The 15643-nt window shown below is 70.8% G+C and carries 14 protein-coding genes; 9 read left to right on the top strand and 5 right to left on the bottom strand.

Annotation, left to right across the window (positions count from 1 at the left end; genetic code table 11):
- Positions 1 to 40 precede the first annotated feature (40 nt).
- The 4 genes from cydB (at position 41) to METY_RS13795 (ending at position 4250) form a co-directional block, all read left to right on the top strand.
- Positions 41 to 1060: a cytochrome d ubiquinol oxidase subunit II gene (gene cydB, locus METY_RS13810; protein WP_103121974.1), complete on the top strand. Its 1020-nt coding sequence runs from the start codon at positions 41 to 43 to the stop codon at positions 1058 to 1060.
- A 187-nt stretch (positions 1061 to 1247) separates the two neighbouring features.
- Positions 1248 to 2225: a tripartite tricarboxylate transporter substrate binding protein gene (locus tag METY_RS13805; RefSeq protein ID WP_103121973.1), complete on the top strand. Its 978-nt coding sequence runs from the start codon at positions 1248 to 1250 to the stop codon at positions 2223 to 2225.
- Positions 2226 to 2259: 34 nt separating this feature from the next.
- Positions 2260 to 2739 (top strand): tripartite tricarboxylate transporter TctB family protein, encoded by a 480-nt coding sequence (locus tag METY_RS13800; protein WP_103121972.1) that lies wholly within the window; start codon positions 2260 to 2262, stop codon positions 2737 to 2739.
- An 11-nt stretch (positions 2740 to 2750) separates the two neighbouring features.
- The gene (locus METY_RS13795; RefSeq protein WP_103121971.1) at positions 2751 to 4250 is read left to right on the top strand and encodes a tripartite tricarboxylate transporter permease; all 1500 of its coding nucleotides are present in this window, start codon (positions 2751 to 2753) and stop codon (positions 4248 to 4250) included.
- A 19-nt stretch (positions 4251 to 4269) separates the two neighbouring features.
- Here the strand turns inward: METY_RS13795 and METY_RS13790 are convergent, their stop codons facing one another.
- Positions 4270 to 5085 carry a uracil-DNA glycosylase gene (locus tag METY_RS13790; protein WP_103121970.1) on the bottom strand — a complete coding sequence of 272 codons (816 nt, stop codon included), beginning with the start codon at positions 5083 to 5085 and terminating at the stop codon, positions 4270 to 4272.
- 172 nt (positions 5086 to 5257) lie between these two features.
- Between METY_RS13790 and METY_RS13785 the strand changes: the two genes are divergently transcribed.
- The 4 genes from METY_RS13785 (at position 5258) to METY_RS21620 (ending at position 8754) form a co-directional block, all read left to right on the top strand.
- Positions 5258 to 5902 carry a CDP-alcohol phosphatidyltransferase family protein gene (locus METY_RS13785; RefSeq protein WP_244593650.1) on the top strand — a complete coding sequence of 215 codons (645 nt, stop codon included), beginning with the start codon at positions 5258 to 5260 and terminating at the stop codon, positions 5900 to 5902.
- Entirely contained in the window at positions 5899 to 6531 is a 633-nt protein-coding gene (locus tag METY_RS13780; protein ID WP_103121969.1) for a lysophospholipid acyltransferase family protein, read from the top strand. Before METY_RS13785 ends, METY_RS13780 begins: the two co-directional genes overlap by 4 nt.
- Positions 6532 to 6548: 17 nt before the next feature.
- The gene (locus METY_RS13775; RefSeq protein WP_444849092.1) at positions 6549 to 7457 is read left to right on the top strand and encodes a phosphatidate cytidylyltransferase; all 909 of its coding nucleotides are present in this window, start codon (positions 6549 to 6551) and stop codon (positions 7455 to 7457) included.
- Between the two features lie 190 nt (positions 7458 to 7647).
- Positions 7648 to 8754 (top strand): methyl-accepting chemotaxis protein, encoded by a 1107-nt coding sequence (locus METY_RS21620; protein WP_103121967.1) that lies wholly within the window; start codon positions 7648 to 7650, stop codon positions 8752 to 8754.
- Positions 8755 to 8791: 37 nt separating this feature from the next.
- Here METY_RS21620 and METY_RS13765 read toward each other — a convergent pair whose 3' ends face one another.
- A complete protein-coding gene (locus METY_RS13765; RefSeq protein WP_103121966.1) occupies positions 8792 to 9733 on the bottom strand; it encodes a sugar kinase in 942 nt (313 codons plus the stop codon).
- Between the two features lie 130 nt (positions 9734 to 9863).
- On the opposite strand from METY_RS13765, the gene METY_RS13760 reads away from it, so the two are divergent.
- Positions 9864 to 10100: an Lrp/AsnC ligand binding domain-containing protein gene (locus tag METY_RS13760; protein ID WP_020186136.1), complete on the top strand. Its 237-nt coding sequence runs from the start codon at positions 9864 to 9866 to the stop codon at positions 10098 to 10100.
- Positions 10101 to 10287: 187 nt separating this feature from the next.
- On the opposite strand, the gene METY_RS13755 is transcribed toward METY_RS13760, so the two are convergent.
- The 3 genes from METY_RS13755 to METY_RS13745 all read right to left on the bottom strand — a co-directional run bounded on the left by METY_RS13755 (position 10288) and on the right by METY_RS13745 (position 15642).
- Positions 10288 to 13008, bottom strand: coding sequence for a bifunctional acetate--CoA ligase family protein/GNAT family N-acetyltransferase (locus METY_RS13755; protein ID WP_103122047.1), 2721 nt, complete (start codon positions 13006 to 13008; stop codon positions 10288 to 10290).
- Positions 13009 to 13261: 253 nt separating this feature from the next.
- The gene (locus METY_RS13750) at positions 13262 to 14215 is read right to left on the bottom strand and encodes a LutC/YkgG family protein (protein WP_103121965.1); all 954 of its coding nucleotides are present in this window, start codon (positions 14213 to 14215) and stop codon (positions 13262 to 13264) included.
- The gene (locus METY_RS13745) at positions 14212 to 15642 is read right to left on the bottom strand and encodes a LutB/LldF family L-lactate oxidation iron-sulfur protein (protein ID WP_103121964.1); all 1431 of its coding nucleotides are present in this window, start codon (positions 15640 to 15642) and stop codon (positions 14212 to 14214) included. The genes METY_RS13750 and METY_RS13745 overlap by 4 nt, the downstream gene beginning before the upstream one ends.
- Position 15643 lies beyond the last annotated feature (1 nt).

Here is a 15643-nt window from a genome sequence, read left to right as displayed (position 1 = left end):
GCGCCGCTGGCGTGCGAGAAGCTGAGGGAGCGTCACGTCCATGGAATGGTATCTGCCGCTCGCCTGGGGGCTGATCATCGGCGGCGCCGTCGCGATGTACGTTGTGCTCGACGGGTTCGACCTCGGCATCGGGATCCTGTTCCCGTTCACGAAGACCGAACACGAGCGCGACCAGATGATGAACACGGTCGCGCCGTTCTGGGACGGCAACGAGACCTGGCTGGTGCTGGGCGGCGGCGGCCTGTGGGTGGCGTTCCCCAAAGCCTACGCGGTGATCATGCCGGCGCTCTACCTGCCGGTCATCGTCATGCTGCTGGCGCTGATCTTCCGCGGCGTGTCCTTTGAATTTCGTTGGGTGGCGAAGCCCAACAAGGGCGTCTGGAACGTCGCCTTCGCCGGCGGCTCGATCGTGGCGGCCTTCTGCCAGGGCCTGATCCTCGGCGGCCTGCTGCAGGGGATCGACGTGCGGCCGACCCCGACGAACGGGCTGCAGTTCGCCGGCGGCCCGCTCGATTGGCTGACGCCGTTCTCGCTGGTCTGCGGCGTCGGCGTGGTGCTGGGCTACGCGCTGCTCGGCGCGACCTGGCTCAACATGAAGACCGACGGCGAGGTCGCCCGCCGCTCCCGCGCGCAGGCGCCCGGCCTGCTGGTCGCGATGCTGGGGGCGATGGCGCTCGTCAGCCTCTGGACGCCGCTCGCGATCGACCGGATCTGGGACCGCTGGTTCTCGCTGCCCAACATTCTCTATCTGTGGCCTGCGCCCGTGCTGACCGCGCTTGTCGCTTTCGGAGTGTGGCGCGGGCTGGAGGCTGGGCGCGAAATCCTGCCGTTTCTGGGGTCGATCGCGCTGTTCCTGCTCGGCTTCGTCGGCCTCGCGATCTCGACCTGGCCCTATCTGGTGCCGCCGACCATCACCTTCTGGGACGCGGCAGCGGCGCCGGCCTCGCAGATATTCCTCGGGGCCGGCACCATCGTGCTTTTCCCGATCATCATCGGCTACACCGTGTTCGTGTACTGGCTGTTCCGCGGCAAAGTCCGCGAGGGCGAGGGGTATCACTGATTGCGCCCCCGCGGCGCTGGTCGCCTGAATCAACTGCTCGGCCATCGAACATTTGATTGACAGGGACGGAGCCCGCTCCCTACCGTTCGCATCTTACAAAAGCCGCGCCGGCCTCGCCGGGCGGCGGGCATCGTCGCAAACGGCGAGCCCAATGGGATCGAAACGCGCCGTAGGAGGAGGGCCGACCATGCGTCGCCAGCTGCTGAGGACTCTCGTCGCCGGCCTTGCGCTCGCGGCCACGCTGCCGTTCGCCGCGCCGGCGCGGGCCGCCTATCCCGACCGCCCAATCCAGCTGCTGGTCCCCTGGGGCGCGGGAGGTGGAACCGACGCCGTCGCCCGGATCGTGGGCTCGCTGCTGGAGAAGGAACTCGGCCAGCCGGTCAGCGTGGTGAACCGCACCGGCGGCTCCGGCGTCGTGGGCCACACCGCGATCGCGAGCGCCGCTCCGGACGGCTACACCATCGGCATCGCGACGGTCGAGATCGGGATGATGCACTGGCAGGGGCTGACCCCTCTGACCCCGGCCGACTTCACCCCGCTCGCCCTGATGAACCACGACATCGCGGCGGTGCAGGTGGCGTCGAACTCGCCTCACCAGGACATCAAGGCGCTGATCGAGGCGATCAAGGCCAATCCTGGCAAGCTGAAGGCGTCCGGCACGGGGCAGGGCGGCATCTGGCATCTCGCCATGGCCGCCATGCTGTCCGAACTAAAGATCGATCCTCAATCGGTGCCGTGGGTGCCCTCGAACGGCGCGGCGCCGGGCCTGCAGGATCTGGTGGCGGGCGGGGTGCAGATTGTCCCCTGCTCGATCCCCGAGGCGCGGTCGCTGATCGACGCCGGGCGCGTAAAGAGCCTCGCGGTGATGGGAGCGGAACGCAACGCCGCCTTCCCGAACGTGCCGACGTTGAAGGAGACCGTGGGGGTGGTGTGGGAGATGGGGGCCTGGCGCGGCATCGTCGCGCCCAAGGGCCTGCCGGAGGACGTGCAGAAGGTTCTGATCCCGGCGCTGAAGAAGGTCTACGAGTCCAAGGAATACACGGACTTCATGAGCAGCCGGGGGTTCGGCGCGGTCTGGGCCGAAGGGCCGGAGTTCGGCGCGTTCATGGCGAAGGGCGACGCCGAACTCGGGGCGGTCATGAAGAAGGTCGGCCTCGCGCGCTGAGCGCTCCCGCCACGCCGGTCGAGAAGAGAGCCGCATGCGTGTGAACGACGCCATCATCGGGGCCGCCCTCGTCGGGCTGGGGGCGGCGACGACCTACGCCGCCCGCGCCTTTCCAGCGATCCCCGGCCAGCAGTACGGCGCCTCGGTGTTCCCGACGGTGGTCGCCGTGTTTCTGGCGGGCTGCGGGCTGAAGCTCGTCTTCGACGGCGTGCGGCGCCGCCGCGTCGCGGAGCCGCCCCAGCCCGGCGAGACGCGCGGCGACTGGTGCCGCAGCGGCCGCGCCTGGTTCAACCTCGCAGCCTGCCTCGCGCTGGTGGCCGGCTACGTGCTGTTCGCGCCGGTCCTCGGCTTCCTCCTCGCCATGGCGGCGGTGGTGACCGGCTGCTGTCTCCTGCTCGACGCCAAACCCTGGGTGGCGCTGGTCGTCGGCGTCGCCACCGCCGTGGTGATCCACCAGGCCTTCACGCTGCTGCTCAGGGTGCCGCTGCCGCGCGGCGTCCTGCTGCCGTTCTAGGGAGACCCGCGATGCAGGCGATCGAAGCCGCCTTCGGGCTCGTGTTTCAAGGGCATGTCCTGCTGGTCATCGGCCTCGCCGCCGCCTTCGGCCTGTTCGTGGGGGCGATACCGGGGCTCACCGCCACCATGGCGATCGCGCTGCTGGTGCCGGTGACGTTCTTCATGGATCCGATCACAGCGGTTGGCGCGATGATCTCGTGCTCGGCCATGGCGATCTTCGCCGGCGACATCCCCGGCACGCTGCTGCGCATTCCCGGAACCCCAGCCTCCGCCGCCTACACCTCCGAGGCCTACGCCATGACCCGCAAGGGCGAGGGCGAGATCGCGCTCGGGGCCAACCTGTTCTTCTCCGCGCTTGGCGGCCTGTTCGGCACAGCGGTGCTGATCATTGGCGCGCCGATGCTGGCCGAAGTCGCGCTCAAGTTCTCGTCCTTCGAGTATTTCTGGCTCGCTCTGCTCGGCCTCACCTGCGCGGTGTTCATAGGATCGGGCTCCGCCACCAAGGGGCTGGTCTCGTTGTTCCTCGGCCTGCTGATCGCGACCGTCGGGCTCAACAACCCCGCCGGCGTGCCGCGCTTCACCTTCGGCAGCGTCGACCTGATGGGTGGCGTCGACTTCATCCCGGCGATGATCGGCCTGTTCGCGGTGTCGGAAGTGCTGCGCGTCATGGTTCACGGCACGGCCGGCTGGTCGGCGCCGCAGGCCGCCGTGGGGAACCTTTTCACCGGCTGGGGTCGGATGTTCGTCAAGTACTGGCCGCAGCAGCTTCGCGGCAACGTGATGGGGACCGCGATCGGCGCCTTGCCGGGAGCCGGCGCGGACATCGCCGCCTGGGTGTCCTACGCGACCTCCCGCAAATTCTCGAAAACTCCGGAGAAGTTCGGGACCGGCCATGTCGAGGGCATCATCGAGAGCACCTCGGCGAACAACGCCGCGCTCGCCGGGGCTTGGGTGCCGGCGCTGGTCTTCGGGATCCCCGGCGACTCGATCACGGCGGTGGTGATCGGCGTGCTCTACATAAAGGGCCTGAACCCCGGCCCGACGATCTTCATCAACAACCCGCAGATGATCTACGCGGTGTTCATCATTTTCATCCTGGCGAATGTGGCGATGATCCCGCTAGGCTGGGCGGCGATCAAAGCTGCCAAGCAGATCCTCAGGGTGCCGCGCAACCTGCTGATGCCTGCGATCCTGGCGTTTTGCATCGTCGGCGCCTTCGCTACCAACAACGCCGCCTATGGCGTGGTGCTGATGCTCGGCTTCGGCGTGCTCGGCTTCATCATGGAGGAGAACGACATCCCGATTGCGCCGTGCATCCTCGGCATCGTGCTCGGGCCGATGCTTGAGGAGAATTTCGTCACCTCGATGATCAAGTCCGAAGGCTCGTTCCTCGCCTTCTTCGAGCGCCCGATCGCCGCCGCCTGCGGGATCGCGACGCTTGCGATCTGGTTCGCGCCGCCGCTGATCCGGCTCGTGCGGCGAGCGCGGAGCGCGCCGGCCGCGGCGTGACGCCGGCTGGGCCTTCGTGTCAGCCGCCGTCGAGCACGCGGCGGATCGCCTTGAGGTCGCGCCAGGCGAACTTCTTCTGCCCGGGGCTGCGCAGGAGATAAGCCGGGTGAAGCGTCGCCATGGCCCGGATCCGGCGCTCTCCGGCGTCGTAGTCGAGCCATTTGCCGCGCAGTTTCAGGATGCCGTCCTTCGCGCGGAAGAGGCTCTGCGCCGCGGCGCCGCCGAGGGCCACGAGCACCTCGGGCTGCGCCAGCTCGATCTGCCGCCGGATGAAGGGCAGGCAGGTCTCCGTCTCCTGCGGCGTCGGCGTGCGGTTGCCGGGGGGGCGCCACGGGATGACGTTCGCGATGTAGACCTCCGAGCGCTCCAGCCCGATTGCGGCCAGCATGCGGTCCAGCAACTGGCCGGAGCGGCCGACGAAGGGTAGGCCCGACAGGTCCTCCTCCCGGCCCGGCGCCTCGCCCACCAGCATCAGCCGGGCGCCCGGCGTCCCGTCCGCGAACACGGTCCGGCTCGCGGTCGCTTTCAGCGCGCAGCCGTCGAAGCCCTCGAGGATCGCGCGCAGGTCGTCGAGCGTCGCGGCGCTGGCCGCAGCCTGTCGCGCCGCGGCGGCGGTCTCGTCGGGCGCCGCGGCCAGCGCCGCCGCCGAAGCGGGCGTCCGCGCGGCGGGCTGGGCGGGGAGGGGCTCCGCGGCCGGCGGCGGCCGCAGCCTCGCGGCGCTCTCCGCAAACCGATCCTGCCCGACATCCTCCAGCGCGGCGTCGACGCCCATGGCGACGTACCAGTCGAGCAGCGCCTGGGCGTCGTGGGCGGCGAGGGGAGGGCGGGGATCCATCCGCCCACTCTATCCGCTCCTGTGTCGCGAGTCAGGCGGACGCGAGCGCCGGACGTGTTCCCGGCCGCGGCGCCGAGCCGTTCCGGCGAAAGGTCGACAGCCTGCGCCTGATTTGGTGTAACTCGCACCGAGGCCTCGCGGGGAGGCCGGCTTTTCGGCGGGGGACGATCGGGTGCAGCCCGGGGCGTTAGACACAGGCGAGGGGCCGGCGCGTCGGCCGATCGCGAGCCGCTCGTCGGGCTGGGCGATACGGCTGGCCAGCGGCCTCGCCAGCACCGACGTCACGCCCAACCAGATTTCCGTCGCTTCCGTCCTGTTCGCGGGCCTCGGCTGCGCGCTGATCGCCGCCGGCCACACGCCGCTCGCCTGGCTCGCGGCTGCGGCCTGCGTCCAACTCCGGCTGGTGTGCAATCTGCTCGACGGCATGGTCGCGGTCGAGGGCGGCAAGAAATCGGCCGTGGGCGCGATCTACAACGAGTTTCCCGATCGCATCGCCGACACGCTCCTGCTCGTGCCCCTCGGCTACGCCGCGGGCCACCCCTGGCTCGGTTGGGCGGCGGCGCTGGCCGCCGCCATCACCGCCTATGTCCGCGTCTTCGGCGGATCGTTGGGACTGCCGCAGGACTTTTCCGGCGTCATGGCGAAGCAGCGGCGCATGGCGGCGCTGACGGCGGCGCTGGTCGCGCAGAGCGTGGAGTGGACGTTCAGCGACACGCGCTGGTCGCTGCTGGTCGCGGTGGCGCTCATCGCCGCGGGCGGCCTTGTCACCTGCGTGACGCGCACCGCGGCCATCGCCGCGAAGCTCCGCGCGCAATGAGCGCCGCCGCTCTCGCCCGCCAGATCCTGATCGTGCTCGTGCGCATCCTTGTGGGCGCGCGCGGCGAATGGGTGGGCACGGCGCCCGAGCCCCGCTCGCGGATCTATTTCGCCAACCACACGAGCCACTTCGACACGCTCGCGGTCATCTCCGCGCTGCCGCCGGAGCTGCGCCGGCGGACCCGGCCGGTGGCGGCGCGCGACTACTGGGGCGGCTCGGCGCTCAAGCGCTTCATCGCCGAAAAGTGCCTGCGCGCCGTGCTCATCGACCGCGACGGCCGCGGCGAGGGCGATCCGCTCGCCCCTGTGGACGAGGCGCTCGCCCGTCGGGAGTCGGTGCTGATCTTCCCCGAGGGCACGCGCGGCGCCGGCGAGGAGGTCGCGGCGTTCAAGAGCGGGCTGCATCGCCTGGCGGAGCGGCATCCGGAGGCCGAGCTGATCCCCGTGCATCTCGACAATCTGGCCCGCGTCATGCCGAAGGGCTCATTCCTGATCGTGCCGCTCACCTGCACCGCCCGGTTCGGTCCGCCGCTGACAGCCGTGCCGGGCGAGCCCAAGGCCGAGTTTCTCGCCCGCGCCCGCGCGGCGGTCGAAAGCCTTGCGCCGCGCCGCAAGGGAGCTCCCGCGTGAGCGCGGCCTTCGGCTGGGTGCTCGTCGGCGTGATCGCGATCCTCGCCGCCGCCACCATCGTCGGCCGCGCGCTGGAGCGGCGGGCGACGACGCCGGAGGGCCGCGCCACCATCCAGAACCTCAACGCCCGCACCCGCTCGTGGTGGGTGATGGCGATCGTCTTCGGCGGCGCGCTGGCGCTCGGACCTGCCGCGACCACGCTGCTGTTCGCCGGCCTGTCGTTCATGGCGCTGCGGGAGTTCTGGTCGCTCGCGCCGTCGCGCGCCGGCGACCACCGCGCGCTGTTCCTGTCGTTCTTCGTGGCGTTGCCGATCCACTACCTGCTGCTCGGGACCGGCTGGTACGGCCTCTTCGCCGTGTTCATCCCGGTCTACGCCTTCCTGATCCTGCCCGCGATATCGACCCTCGCGGGCGACGTCACCGACTTCCTCGCGCGGCAGGCCAAGGTGCAGTGGGGGCTGATGCTCACCGTCTACATGCTCAGCCACGCCCCGGCGCTGATGATGCTCGACACCGGGACCGACCCGGCGATGCTGGTGCTCTACCTCGTCGTGGTGGCCCAGCTCTCCGACGTCGCCCAGTACGTTTTCGGCAAGCTGATGGGCCGCACACGGTTCTCGCCCAACGTCAGCCCGTCGAAGACGGTCGAAGGCCTGCTCGGCGGCTGGGTGACGGCGGTCCTGATCGGTGTTGCGCTCCACGGACTCACCCCGTTTTCGCCGCTGCAGGCCGCTGGGATGAGCCTCGTCATCGTTGTCGCCGGCTTCTTCGGCGGCTTCGTCCTGTCCGCTGTGAAGCGCGACCTCGGCGCCAAGGACTGGGGCTACGTCATCGCCGGCCATGGCGGCGTGCTGGACCGCGTGGATTCGATCATCTTCGCCGCGCCGATGTTCTTCCACCTCACGCGTTACTGGTTCACGGCGTAAGGAACAGGGGCGGCGCAGGTTGGACGGAGCGGCGCTCACGTCGGACCAGCGAATCTGCCTAAAATTAATTCAGGGTCGTTTTTGCCGCAGGTGTCGCCGCACGAGGCCTCGGCGCAATTAACTCCCAGCTAACCCCCGCAATCCCCTCATTCGGCTCAGTGTTTGTACTTAGTCGGGGAAGCTTGGCGCTATGGCTACGCAGGCGGGGCAATCCTTGGGAATCGTGGTGGATCAGGCGGCGGAAAGCTTGAAGGAGGCCGCCCGCTCCAACATCGCGGCGATCCAGAACATCACCCGGCGGATGCGGCTGCTGGCGCTGAATGCCCAGATCGAGGCGGCCCATGCCGGCCAAACCGGATTTGCGGTGGTCGCGGAGGAGGTGAAGGGGGTCGCGCGGGAGATCGAGACGCTTGCGGCGGGCCTCGGCGGCGACGTCGGCGCCCGCGTCGACGATCTTCGCAACGCGGTCGCCGGTCTCGCCTCCGCCGCGCGGGGCGACCGCTTCGTCGACCTCGCATTGAACGCCGTGGAGATCATCGATCGCAATCTTTACGAGCGCACCTGCGACGTGCGGTGGTGGGCCACCGACAGCGCCGTGGTGGACTGCGCCGCGGCGCCGCGGCCAGAGGCCGTCGCGCACGCCGAGCGCCGCCTCGGGGTGATCCTGTCGGCTTACACGGTTTATCTGGACCTCTGGCTCTGCGACCTGAACGGCCGGGTCATCGCGAACGGTCGGCCGCAGCGCTTCACGGCGCGCGGCGCGGACGCGAGCCGGACGCGCTGGTTCGCCAAGGCGAAGAGCCTCGCCTCGGGCGACGATTTCGCGGTCGCCGAGATCGACCGCTGCGCGGAGCTCGGAGGCGCGCAGGTCGCGACCTACGTCGCCTCGGTGCGCGAGGACGGCGCGCCGCACGGCAAGCCGCTGGGCTTCCTCGCGATTCACTTCGACTGGGAGCCGCAAGCGCGTTCCATCGTGGAAGGCGTAAGGCTCACCGCCGAAGAGGCCGCGCAGAGCCGCGTATTGCTGCTCGACGCCGGTCATCGCGTGATCGCCGGCACCCGAGGCGCGGCTCTCGGAGAGGCGTTTCCGCTCGCGACCGGCGGGCGCGACTCCGGCCTCTACGCGGACAATTCCGGGCGTCTGATCGCCTTCCACAAGACGCCGGGCTACGAGACCTACCGCGGGATGGGGTGGTTCGGCGTCATCGAATATGCGCCGGTCGCCGCGCGCGCGTCGGCTCCTGCGCCTTCCCGCCCCGAACGGGCGTGGGGTCCGGCGTCGGCCGCCGTGGTCTGAACCGACGCTCAACATCCCCGCCGGACGCCGCTCTGGGCTAACCGGCGGTTAACTGTGAAGCCCCTTCGCGCGTGATTTCAGCGTCGAGTTCCGCCCGCCGCGGCAGCGGGGGGATGGCGCCGTAGCCGCGGGTCGACAGCGCGGCGGAGACGTTCGCGCGCCGCGCCGCCGCGAAAGGGTCGCGCCCGTCGAGGTAGCTCGTCAGGAACGCGCCGTCGAAGGCGTCGCCGGCTCCGGTCGCGTCCACCGCCTGCACCGGGTGAGCCGCAATCCGCTCGCGCCGCTCCGGCGTCGCGACCAGGCAACCGTGGGCGCCGAGCGTCAGCGCCACCACCTTGGGGCCGAGCGCGAGGATGGCGTCGCAGATCGCGTCGGGGTCCTCGACGCCGAACAGCAGCGCGGCGTCGTCGAGGCCCGGCAGCGCGAGGTCCGTCAGCGTCAGCGCCTCGCGGATCGTCGCGCGCGCCCGAGCGAGCGGCCAGAGCTTCAGCCTGAGATTGGTGTCGTAGGAGACGACCACGCCCGCGTCGCGCGCCTTCGCCAGCGCCGCGAACACGCCGTCGGCGGCGGTGGTCGAGATCGCCTGGCTGATCCCGGAGGCGTGCAGGATCCGTGTCGCCGCGATCGCCTCCGCCGCGATGCGGTCCGGCCCGACGAGGCTCGCGGCCGAGCCGGCGCGGCGATAGCTGAAGCGGTGGCCGTCGGGCCCGTGCGTCACGAAATAGATGCCGGTCGGCGCGTCGCGGTCGCGGCTCATGTAAGTGCGGTCTACGCCCTCCGCGTCCCACAGCGCGGTCAGGGCCTCGCCGAAGGCGTCGTCGCCGATCGCGCCGAGGACGCCAGACCGCGCGCCGAGCCGCGCGGCGGCGATCGCGACGTTCGAGACGTCGCCGCCGCACCCGAGGGTGAAACGTCCGGGCTCGGTTTCGTTTAGTTCCGCCAAGGGTTCGCCGAGGCAGAGGATGTCGAGAGCGGGCATGCGCGGACCTCGGTCGAGGCGATCAGGGTCCGCCGTCATAGCAAGCGAAAGGCGGCGCGCGCCATCCGTTGCCGATCCGACCGCTCGCGCCGTATGGTCCGGCCCCCGGCGGCGACGGAGCGTGAGGCGGATGCAGACCTTCTACGTGCAGATCAAATGCGAGCTTGGCCGCACTTACGAGACCGCGGAGCATCTGGCCGATCTCGAGCTGCATTCCGAGATCTACTCGACCGCGGGCGACTACGACCTGATCGTGAAGTACCACGTCGACGACGGCGTCGACGTCGGCCACTTCGTCGGCGCGCATGTGCAGACCGCGCCGGGCGTGCGCGACACCCACACGCTGATCACGTTCAAGGCGTTTTGAGCAGCGGGGGATACCGGCGGCGAGCGCGTGTCGGCCTGCTCTGACGCAATGAACCACGCCGTCATTCCGGCCGAAGTGCCGGAATCCATCACCCCGCCGGCTCATTTGTCTGCGCGAACGGCGGGCTGATGGGCCCCGGGACAAGCCCGGGGCGACCGCGGAGCGCGAGGACCTGTCCTATTTTTGATTACTCCGCGACCGCCCTCACGTTCTCGCCGCGTCCCAGCTCCAGCGTCACGAGCCGTACCCCGACGTCGTCGGGATCGACCTTCACCGTGAACCCCAGCGCGCGGCACATCGACAGCATGGTCGAGTTCTCCGCCAGCACCTGTCCGGTGATCCGCCGCAGCCGTTCGGTCTCCGCAAGGCGGATCAGCGTGCGCATCAACCGCCAGCCGAGACCGCGGCCCTTAAGGTCGGAGCGCAGCAGGATCGCGTACTCGCCCTCGACGCCGTCGGCGTCCGCGTGGATCTGGGCGAGGCCGAGGATGCGCTGCCGCTGGTCGATCGCGAGCAGCACCATGGTCCGCGCGTAGTCGATCTGCGTCAGGCGGGCGATGAAGGGCCGGGGCACCTCCTTCACCGGCGTGAAGAAGCGCTGGCGGAGATCGTCCGGCGCGACCGCCCGGAAGAAGGCCGCGACCTGGGGCTCGTCTTCCGGCCGCACGGGACGCACCAGCACCTCTGAGCCGTCCGCAAGGGTCAGACCGGTCTCGAACTCCTTGGGGTAGGGCCGAATGGCGAGGCGCAGGTTCGCCGGCCCCGCGCGGCGGTTGCGGGGCGCGAGGCGGACGCGGATACGGGCGTCGAGCGCGACCGCGCCCTGCGGCGTCACCATCAGCGGGTTGACGTCGAGCTCGGCGATCTCCGGCATGTCGGCGGCGAGCTGCGCGAGCTTCACCAGCGTCTGCGCCACCGCGTCGACGTTCGCGGCCGGCGCGCCGTCGTAACCCGCGAGCACGGTCCCGACACGGGTGCGGCCGATGAGTTCGCGGGCGAGTCCATGGTGCAGCGGAGGCAGGGCGAGGGCGACGTCACGGACGATCTCCACCGCGCCTCCGCCCGCGCCGAAGGCCACGACGGGGCCGAAGGTCGGATCGTCGAACAGGCCCGCGAAGGTCTCGACGCCGTCGTCGGGCCGCACGTGGGGCTGCACCAGAAGCCCCTCGATGCGCGCTTGCGGCGCGCGCGCGGCGACGCGGGAGAGCATGGCCCTGGCCGCCTCCTCGACGGCCTCCGCCGTGTCGAGCGCGAGCCTGACGCCGCCCACGGCCGATTTGTGCGAGAGGTCCGGCGAGACGATCTTGATCACCGCGGCGCTTCCCGCGCGGATGAAACCGCGCGCGACCTCCGCCGCGGCCTCGGGCGTGTCCACCACGGCATGCGGCAGCACAGGGATCTCGTAGGCCCGCAGCACCTCCGCGACGTCGGTGGGCGACAGCCACTCGCGCGCCGTGTTGAGCGCGTCGTCCATCGCGGCGCGGGCGCGGGCAGGGTCGGGCGTGAAGCTCTCTGGGGCGGAGGGCGGGGTCTCCACCAGCGCCGCCTGCGCCTCGACGTGGCGGACGAGGTGCATCAGGCCGGCGAGCGCGCTTTCCGGGGTGCGGAAGAACGGCACGTGCGCCGCTTCCAGAATCCGCCGCGGCGCGGTCTCAGAGCCCATGAAGGCGGCGAACACCGGCTTCGGCGGGTAGGTGCGCCCCCGGGCGCGGCCCGAGGCCGCGGCGATGGCGTGGGCGCAAGGCGCGGCCTCCGACAGCATGGTCGGCGCGTGGATGGCGACCACCGCGTCGACCTGGGCGTCGGCCAGCGCCGCAGCCACCGCGGCCTCGTAGCGCTCAGGCGTCGCGTCGCCCGCGAGGTCGATCGGATTGGCGCGCGACCAGTCGGGCGGCAGCGCCGCGTCGAGCGCGTCGATAGTCGCGTCGGACAGTTGGGCCGGTCTGCCGCCCAGATCGATCAGCCGGTCGACCGCGAGCACGCCAAGGCCGCCGCCGTTGGTGACGATCGCGATCCTCTTGCCCGATGTCGGGGCGACATGCGCGAGGGTTTCGATCGCCGCGAACAGATCCGCGAGGTCGGCGACGCGCAGCAGGCCGGCGCGGCGGAAGGCGGCGTCGTAGACCGCGTCGGAGGTCGCGAGCGCCCCGCTGTGGGTCGCCGCGGCGCGGGCGCCGGCCGCGTGCCGGCCGCCCTTGATGACGACAACCGGCTTGGCGCGGGCGGCGGCGCGGGCGGCCGAGAGGAAGCGCGGCGCGTCCGACACCGCGTTCAGATACATCACGATCGCCCGCGTGCGGCGATCGATCGCGAAATGGTCGAGCAGGTCGTCGACATCGACGTCCGCCATGTCCCCGAACGACACGATCCCCGAGAAGCCGATCTCGCGGGCGGTCGCCCACTCGATGGTGGAGGAGACGAACCCGCCGGACTGGGAGAGCAGCGCGAGGTCGCCGGCGAGCGCCTGCGGCGCGAAGCTGGCGTTGAGCTTCACGTGCGGGCTGAGCACGCCGAGGCAACCCGGCCCGATCAGCCGCATGCCGTGCCTGCGCGCCGCCTGTTCGGCGTGATCCCTGAGCGAGCCCGGCCCTCGGCCGAGGCCCTTGGTGATCACGGCCGCCGCCCGCGCCCCGGCGGCGCCCGCGGCGTCGATCACGCCCGCGATGGTGGGCGGCGGCGTGGTGACGACGATCAGGTCCGGCGGTTCGGGAAGGCTTGCGAAATCGGGCGAGGCCTGGACGCCGTCGAGCTCTGCGTAATCTGGATTGACCAGCCGCAGCGGGCCCTTGAAGCCGCCGTTCCGCAGGTTCTGCAGCACCGCCCGCCCGACGCTGCCCGGCCGCGGGCTTCCGCCGACGAGGACGACGGAGCGGGGCGCGAACACGGCGTCGAGGTTGCGGGTCGACATGACGTTCCGGTTGAAGCCCGATCCGGCGCTGTCCGCAAGCACGATAGGCTGCGCTCGTTAAGGAGCGCGATGCGGCTCAGGCGAAGTTCGTTCTTCGAGAGGCCTCGCTTGCGCGAGGCTCCCCAGCATGAGGAGGTCTTTCGATTCGCCTCAAGGCGCCTCACCCCGCCTCCTCATTCACCCCCCACCTCCTCATGATGAGGAGCGCCGCAGGCGCTCTGGAAGCACGCACGTCGGCGGAGAGCGTCGACCGTCAGGGCTGCGTCTGCGAGGGCGGGTCGCTTGCGGGAAAACTTTCGTCCAGCGCCTCGTCGAGCTTGTCCTCGGCGTCGTCGGGCTTCGGGTCCGGCCGGACCAGTTCAGCCGGATGCGCGGGCTTCGGCTCGGGCGGCGTCGGCGCGCCGCTCTCCGGGGCTTGCGGATCGAGCGCGAGCGTGTCGCCGACCCGCGGCTCGGCGGGCGTAGAGCCGGCCGGGACGGGCTCGGCGTCGAGCTTAGCGTCGTCGGCGACGTGCGCCGGGTCGATCAACACGATGTGCAGCCGCCGCGGACCGTGCGCGCCCATGAGAAGAATCTGCTCGATGTCCGCTGAGCGGGACGGACCTGTGATCCAGTTCACGGTGCGGGGCATGACGCCCGCGCCGTAGCGCTCGCGCACCTGTCCCCAGACGTCCTCGTAGGTCGCGGCCACGTCGGCGGCCTCGAGCACCACGATGTGGTTGTCCGGCAGGAAGTTCAGCGTGGTCGGGTTTTCGGGACCGGAGGCCATGATCAGAGTGCCGGTTTCCGCGACGCCGGCGAAGGCGGCGCTCACGCCGGCGGCGTCGTCGCCGAAGGACCGGCCCTCCGTCACCGTCAACGTCGTCTGGCCCCAAGGCAGCTCGGCGAGGCGAGGGTCCGCGCCGCGCCGGATCTCCGGCGCCAGGTTGTGGGCGCGGAGGAAGGCCGCGATCGCGGCCGGCGCCTGGGCGGCCGAGGAGACCGTCGAGACCGTGGCGGCCGAAGCCTCAGCCATCTCCACGAACAGCCGGACGCGCTCGGCAGGCGACTTCGACGTCGCCCGCGCCGGCAGCACGCCGGAGGGATGGACCTTCAGCCGCTCCGCCACCGCGAAGCGCCGCGGCGCCTCCTGGCCGGTGACGCCGAGCGAGCGGCGGATGGTGGCGAGAACCTGCTCGCGGGCGCTCAGGGACGGGGTCTCGGTCATGCGCGCTTGTCCTGCTGCGCCTTCCAGCGAGCCTGAAACGTCTTGCCCTCCGGCGCGGGGAAGTCGCGGTAGGCGGTCCAGCCTCCGGCGAGGGGAAGTTTGGCGAAGCGGCCCTTGTTCCGGCCGAGCAGCGACAGCGTCGTCATCGCCGCGCGGGTCGCGAGCCGGTAGAGCGCCGGCCGCCGCGCGAAGAAGCCCCAGGCCTTCAGGCCGTAGCGCACAGGGGCGGGGGAGAGGTTCCGCTCGAACTCGCGCTCCCGCCAGTGCCGCATCAGCTTCGGCAACGGGATGCGCACCGGGCACACGCTCTCGCAGCGGCCGCAGAAGGTGGAGGCGTTGGGGAGGTGGCCGGCCTTGTCCACGCCGATCAGCGAGGGCGACAGCACGGCGCCCATGGGACCGGGATAGACCCACCCGTACGCGTGGCCGCCGACCGCATGATAGACCGGGCAGTGGTTCATGCAGGCGCCGCAGCGGATGCAGCGGAGCATCTCCTGGAACTCGCCGCCGAGCATCGAGGAGCGGCCGTTGTCGAGCAGCACCACGTGGTACTCGCCTGGGCCGTCGACGTCGTCCGGCCGGCGCGGGCCGGTGGAGAAGGTGGTGTAGACCGACATCTCTTGGCCTGTGGCGGAGCGCGCCAGCACCCGCAGCATCTGGCTGACGTCGTCGAGCGTCGGCACCAGCTTTTCGAGCGAGGCCAGCACGATGTGGACCTTCGGCAAGGTCTGCGTGAGATCGCCGTTTCCCTCGTTGGTCACGATGATCGAGGTGCCGGTCTCCGCCACCAGGAAGTTCGCGCCGGTGATCCCGACGTCGGCCGCCAGGAAGCGCTTGCGCAGCACGCCGCGCGCCTCGGCCAGCAGCGATTCCGGCGCCTGGAGGTCGCGATCGTCCGGCAGGTCGGTGTGGACGCGGCGGAAATCGGCCTCGACCTGGTCGCGGTTGAGATGGACGGCGGGCGCGATGATGTGGCTGGGCGTCTCGCCGCGCAGCTGGATGATGTACTCGCCGAGGTCGGTCTCGACCGCGGCCATGCCGGCGGCCTCCAGATGGGTGTTCAGGTCGATCTCCTCGGAGATCATCGACTTGCCCTTGGTCACGACCTTCGCGCCGACCCGGCGGCAGATGTCGAGCACGATCTTCGAGGCGTCGGCTGCGGTGGGCGCGAAATGCACCTGGCCGCCGGCGGCGGCGACCCTGGCCTCATAGGCCTCGAGGTAGAGGTCGAGGTGGGCGAGCGTGTGGTTCTTGATGTCGCGCGCCGAGTCCCGCAGCGCCTCGAACTCCGGCAGCTTGTCGGCGACCTTCTTGCGCTTGCCGATGAAGCCCTTCTCGACGTTGGTCAGCGCGCGCTGCAGCGCCTCGTCGGAGAGCGCCTCGTGCGCGTTGGCCTTGAAGGCGGGGGAGGTGACATGGAGGGTCATA

It is taken from the genome of Methylopila sp. Yamaguchi, from assembly GCF_002897035.1.
Classification (GTDB): Bacteria; Pseudomonadota; Alphaproteobacteria; order Rhizobiales; family Methylopilaceae; genus Methylopila.
The sequence above is the reverse complement of the archived record's forward strand: the minus strand, read 5'-3'. Positions and strand labels throughout refer to the sequence as shown.

What these genes read in the sequence shown, in the direction of transcription:
- cydB (WP_103121974.1), top strand. Translation starts at nt 41, where the DNA reads ATGGAATGGTATCTGCCGCTCGCCTGGGGGCTGATCATCGGCGGCGCC.
- METY_RS13745 (WP_103121964.1), bottom strand. Translation starts at nt 15,642, where the DNA reads ATGACCCTCCATGTCACCTCCCCCGCCTTCAAGGCCAACGCGCACGAG.
- METY_RS13795 (WP_103121971.1), top strand. Translation starts at nt 2,751, where the DNA reads ATGCAGGCGATCGAAGCCGCCTTCGGGCTCGTGTTTCAAGGGCATGTC.
- METY_RS13765 (WP_103121966.1), bottom strand. Translation starts at nt 9,733, where the DNA reads ATGCCCGCTCTCGACATCCTCTGCCTCGGCGAACCCTTGGCGGAACTA.
- METY_RS13790 (WP_103121970.1), bottom strand. Translation starts at nt 5,085, where the DNA reads ATGGATCCCCGCCCTCCCCTCGCCGCCCACGACGCCCAGGCGCTGCTC.
- METY_RS13800 (WP_103121972.1), top strand. Translation starts at nt 2,260, where the DNA reads ATGCGTGTGAACGACGCCATCATCGGGGCCGCCCTCGTCGGGCTGGGG.
- METY_RS13760 (WP_020186136.1), top strand. Translation starts at nt 9,864, where the DNA reads ATGCAGACCTTCTACGTGCAGATCAAATGCGAGCTTGGCCGCACTTAC.
- METY_RS13805 (WP_103121973.1), top strand. Translation starts at nt 1,248, where the DNA reads ATGCGTCGCCAGCTGCTGAGGACTCTCGTCGCCGGCCTTGCGCTCGCG.
- METY_RS13780 (WP_103121969.1), top strand. Translation starts at nt 5,899, where the DNA reads ATGAGCGCCGCCGCTCTCGCCCGCCAGATCCTGATCGTGCTCGTGCGC.
- METY_RS21620 (WP_103121967.1), top strand. Translation starts at nt 7,648, where the DNA reads ATGGCTACGCAGGCGGGGCAATCCTTGGGAATCGTGGTGGATCAGGCG.
- METY_RS13755 (WP_103122047.1), bottom strand. Translation starts at nt 13,008, where the DNA reads ATGTCGACCCGCAACCTCGACGCCGTGTTCGCGCCCCGCTCCGTCGTC.
- METY_RS13750 (WP_103121965.1), bottom strand. Translation starts at nt 14,215, where the DNA reads ATGACCGAGACCCCGTCCCTGAGCGCCCGCGAGCAGGTTCTCGCCACC.